Origin of the sequence: Cellulomonas algicola, from assembly GCF_003851725.1 — a bacterium.
Taxonomy (GTDB): domain Bacteria; phylum Actinomycetota; class Actinomycetes; order Actinomycetales; family Cellulomonadaceae; genus Cellulomonas; species Cellulomonas algicola.
In genome coordinates, this window is sequence record NZ_BHYL01000228.1 from 1 (window position 1) to 4,642 (window position 4,642).

Below are 4,642 nucleotides of genomic sequence, written 5' to 3' on the forward strand. Positions count from 1 at the left end.
GCGGTGCCGGGTGCGGGGGGCGGCACCGGGGGGCTCGTCGGTGCGGCGCTCGTCGGTGGGGCGCTCGCGGGCGCGGCCGTCGGGGTGCCGGCGGCGGTGCCGCGCGGCGGGGCGGTCGGACCGGTCGCAGAGGTGAAGGTCTCCTGCGTCGCGGCACCGGACGCGCCCGTCGCGGGCGTGAACGCCTCGGTCCGGGAGCCGTCGGGCTCGGGCGGCGGGGTCGGCGCGGGGCGCACGACCGCGTGCCGGCCGGTGTCGGTGCTCGGCTCGGCGGTCGCGCCCGACGTCGGCGTCGTGGGCGGCGTCGACGCCGTGGGGGTCGTCGACGTCGTCGGTGCGCCGGTCTGCGTGGTCGCGGCCGACGACGTGGTCGCGGGCGCCGTGCTCCCCGGCGTGGGGGAGGCGGTCGACGCGTCCGGCGTCTCGTCCGCGGACGGGCGGTTCGGGTCGGAGGTGCTCATCGCGTCTCCTCAGGTGGTGGTGCGCGTGCGCCTCGTCGGCGTCGCTCGCCTCACCGTATTGCCGCAGGCACCGCCTCGCCGGTCGGCAGGGCCGTGTCGCGCGGGGCGTGCCCGGGCAGGCCCATCGCCACGACCCGGTGCGCGGCGGCGGCGCCGAGCTGCGCCGGGACCTCGTCGACGTCCTGCGTCGCCCACCGCGCGACCTGGGCGCTCCGCCCCGGGGCGCGGACCCCGTACGCGTACGCCGCCCCGACGAGGACCGCCCCGCCGACCAGGTTCCCCAGGCCGACGAGCGCGAGGTTGCGCGCCATCTCCGCGACCGTCGCGCCCGGCAGCCCGCCGAGCAGGCCGAGCGAGAAGGTCGTCATGTTCGCGACGACGTGCTCGAAGCCCGACGTGATGAAGACCATGACGCACGCGAACACGAGCGCGATCTTCGCGCCCTCGCTCTTCAGCCGCCCCCCGCACCAGATCGCGAGGCAGACGAGCAGGTTGCACAGGATGCCGCGGACGAACAGCTGCCCGGCGCTCTCGTGCGCCTTGTGCTCGAGCATCGTCGCGATCGTCGCGCCGCCCGCCGTCCCGGGGGCGAGCACGCCCGACGCGTGCACGAGCGCGGCGAACGCCATCGACCCGAGCAGGTTCCCGCCGGTCACGGCGAGCAGCGTCAGGCCCGCGCGGCCCCACGGCACGCGGCCGAGCATCGCGCCCTGCGTGAGGATCATCATCGCGGAGGTCGCGAGCTCCGCCCCGGCGACGACGACGATCGTCAGCGCGACGCCGAACACCAGGCCCTTGACCAGCGGCGCGAAGCCCGAGCCCGCGGCCTCGAGCGGACCGCCCGCCGTCGCGAGGATCAGGACGCCGATGCCGATGTACGCGCCGGCGAGCATCGTGCGGACGAGGAACACGCCCGGCGTCGCCATGAGGTCGACCTTGTGGCGCGCCGCGTCGGCCTGCGCGAGCGCGGCGTCGGAGATGGGGAGCACCCGACCACTGTCCTCCCGGCTCCCGTCCGAGTCGTGGGACGAAAGACCGCCCGGGAATCCGCGCGGGCCTCGGCGCGGTTGGCTCTCGACGTGACCCGACTGTTCTCCCCGCTCACCCTCCGCGGCACCACGTTCGCCAACCGCGCGTGGCTCGCGCCCATGTGCATGTACTCCGCCGTCGACGGCCACCCGACGGACTGGCACCTCGTGCACCTCGGTGCGCGCGCGTCCGGCGGCTACGGCCTGCTGCTCGCCGAGGCCACCGCCGTCGTCGCCGAGGGTCGCATCTCGCCGCGCGACACCGGACTGTGGGACGACGCGCACGTGGCGTCCTGGCGCCGGATCACCGACTTCGTGCACGCACGCGGGACGCGCATCGGCGTACAGCTCGCGCACGCCGGACGCAAGGCGTCGACGCGCGCGCCGTTCGAGCCCGTCGAGGGGTCCGTGGGCGTCGACGAGGGCGGCTGGGCCACGCTCGGTCCCGGCGCCGAGCCGTTCCCCGGCCTCGACGCGCCGACCGCCATGACGACCGAGCAGGTCGCCGCGGTCCCGGCGCAGTTCGCGGCCGCCGCCCGACGCGCGCTCGACGCCGGGTTCGACGTCGTCGAGGTGCACGCCGCGCACGGTTACCTGCTGCACCAGTTCCTGTCGCCGCTCACGAACACGCGCGACGACGAGTACGGCGGCTCGCCCGAGAACCGCGCGCGCCTGCTCGTCGAGACCGTCGACGCCGTGCGCGCCGCCTGGCCCGACGAGCTCCCGCTGCTCGTGCGGGTCTCCGCGACCGACTGGGTGCCCGGCGGCCTCGACGTCGCCGACGTCGCCGCCGTCGTCAAGGACCTCGCCGGGCACGGCGTCGACCTCGTCGACGTCTCCTCGGGCGGCAACGCGCTCGCGTCGATCCCCGTCGGCCCGGGCTACCAGGTGCCCGCCGCGCGGAGCGTGCGCGAGACGTCCGGCCTGCCCGTCGCCGCGGTCGGTCTCATCACGTCGCCCGAGCAGGCCGAGCAGGCGCTCGTCGACGGTGCCGCCGACGCCGTGCTGCTCGGTCGTGTCGCGCTGCGCGACCCGTCGTGGCCCCTGCGCGCGGCGCACGACCTCGGTGTGCGGACCGGTGCGCTGCCCGTCGCGGACGGGGTGTCGGACGTCGACGGACTGCCCGACGTCACCGGCTGGCAGCCGCAGTACGTGCGGGGCGCCTGGCGCTGACCCGCCGCCCGCCGCCTCGTCGCTCGTCTCGTGGAACCTCTGTCGCGCCGGACGCGACGCGCCTTCCACGCGACCGCGGCCGCCCGCGTCTCCCGGTCGCGTGGAGGGTCTGTCGCGCCTGGTGCGACGCGTCTTCCACGCGACCGCGGGCCGCTCGAGGCCGGGCGGCGTCAGGTGGTGGCGGTCGCCTCGGCGTCCGCGCGGGCCTCGCGCTCGACGGCCGCCGCGACGACCGTCGCCACGTCCGGGTGGAACACGCTCGGGACGATGTACGTCGGGTTCAGCTCGTCGTCGGCGACCGTCGACGCCAGCGCGTACGCCGCCGCGAGCAGCATCCGGTCGGTGATCTTGTGCGACTGCGCGTCGAGCAGCCCGCGGAACAGGCCCGGGAACGCGAGCACGTTGTTGATCTGGTTCGCGAAGTCCGACCGGCCCGTGCCGACCACCGCCGCGTAGCGGGCCGCGTCGTCGGGGTCCACCTCGGGGCGCGGGTTGGCCAGCGCGAAGACGATCGCGTCGCGGCCCATCGTCGACACGTCCTGCGCCGTGACGACGTCGGGCGCGGACACGCCGATGAAGACGTCGGCCCCGGCCAGCGCCTGCGGGATGGTCCCCGTCACGCCCCGCGGGTTCGTGACCGACGCGGTCCAGCGCAACGACTCCGCCAGGCCCGGACGGTCCGCGTGCACGACGCCCTCGATGTCGGCGACGACCACGTCGCGCGCACCCGCCGCGAGCAGCAGCCGCAGCACCGCGGTGCCCGCCGCACCCGCGCCCGACAGCACGATCCGCACCGTGCCGATGTCCTTGCGGACCACCTTGAGCGCGTTCGTCAGGGCGGCCACCACGACGATCGCCGTGCCGTGCTGGTCGTCGTGGAACACCGGGATGTCGAGCCGCTCGCGCAGCCGGCGCTCGACCTCGAAGCACCGCGGCGCCGAGATGTCCTCGAGGTTGATCCCCGCGAACGCCGGCGCGATCGCCACGACCGTCTCGACGATCTGGTCGACGTCCGTCGTGTCCAGGACCAGCGGGAACGCGTCGATCCCCGCGAACCGCTTGAACAGGACCGCCTTGCCCTCCATCACGGGCAGCGCCGCGAGCGGGCCGATGTTGCCCAGCCCGAGCACCGCCGTGCCGTCCGTGACGACCGCGATCGTGTTCCGCTTGATCGTCAGGCGACGCGCGTCCTCCGGGCGGGCCGCGATCGCCTCGCACACCCGCGCGACCCCCGGCGTGTACGCCATCGACAGGTCGTCGCGGTTGCGCAGCGGCACCTTCGACTCGATCGACAGCTTGCCGCCGAGGTGCATGAGGAACGTCCGGTCGCTCACGCGGTCCACGTGCACGCCGCGCAGGTCCTTGAGCGTCGCGACGATGTCCGCCGCATGCTGCTCGCCGCGCGTCGCGCACGTCACGTCGACCGTCATCTGCTCGTGCCCCGACGCCGTGACGTCGAGCGCCGTGACGATCCCGCCCGCCTCCTCGATCGCGGTCGTCAGCTCGCTGACCGCCGTCGGCCTCGCCTGCACCTGGAGCCGGGCGGTGATGGACGAGGACACGCTCGGCGACGCCATGCGCCTCATTCTGGCCCGCCGCGCGGGGCGCGTCTCGGCATCGACGCGCGGTCGTCGACGAGGCTCGTACGGGAGTCGCGGCGCGAGGACGCCACCCGGCGAGGCCCGAGGTCGGTGGGCGGACGTCGAGACGGCGGGAGTGCGCGGCGGCGGCTCGTAGGGTGTGCCGGTGCCTGCCGACCCCCTCGCCCCGCTCGTCGACCTGCCCGGCGTGGCCGACGCCGTGGACGCGGCCCGCGTCGCCTGCGAGGGGCTGCGGTGGCACGAGGCGTACCGGCGGAGGTGGCGCGAGGTCCGCGCCGAGGCCGGGCTGCGCAGCGCGCGGGCCAGCGCGGCCGTCGACGGGGCCCGGGTCACGCTCGACGTCGTGCGCGGTCTCGCGACGGGCGCGGCACCGCACGAG

General features: G+C 75.8%; 3 protein-coding genes and 2 pseudogenes. 2 read left to right on the forward strand and 3 right to left on the reverse strand.

Features of this window, described 5'->3' with window-relative positions; genetic code table 11:
- Window positions 1-461 (reverse strand): annotated as a pseudogene (locus CTKZ_RS14350) (hypothetical protein); the annotation flags it as partial.
- Window positions 462-511: 50 nt separating this feature from the next.
- A complete protein-coding gene (locus tag CTKZ_RS14355) occupies window positions 512-1,450 on the reverse strand; it encodes a formate/nitrite transporter family protein (protein WP_235843491.1) in 939 nt (312 codons plus the stop codon).
- A gap of 90 nt (window positions 1,451-1,540) precedes the next feature.
- On the opposite strand from CTKZ_RS14355, the gene CTKZ_RS14360 reads away from it, so the two are divergent.
- The gene (locus CTKZ_RS14360) at window positions 1,541-2,662 is read left to right on the forward strand and encodes an NADH:flavin oxidoreductase/NADH oxidase (RefSeq protein WP_124343585.1); all 1,122 of its coding nucleotides are present in this window, start codon (window positions 1,541-1,543) and stop codon (window positions 2,660-2,662) included.
- 170 nt (window positions 2,663-2,832) lie between these two features.
- On the opposite strand, the gene CTKZ_RS14365 is transcribed toward CTKZ_RS14360, so the two are convergent.
- Entirely contained in the window at window positions 2,833-4,239 is a 1,407-nt protein-coding gene (locus tag CTKZ_RS14365) for an NAD-dependent malic enzyme (RefSeq protein WP_124343586.1), read from the reverse strand.
- 169 nt (window positions 4,240-4,408) lie between these two features.
- Here CTKZ_RS14365 and CTKZ_RS14370 point away from each other — a divergent pair.
- Window positions 4,409-4,642, forward strand: a pseudogene (locus CTKZ_RS14370) (cell filamentation protein Fic); the annotation flags it as partial.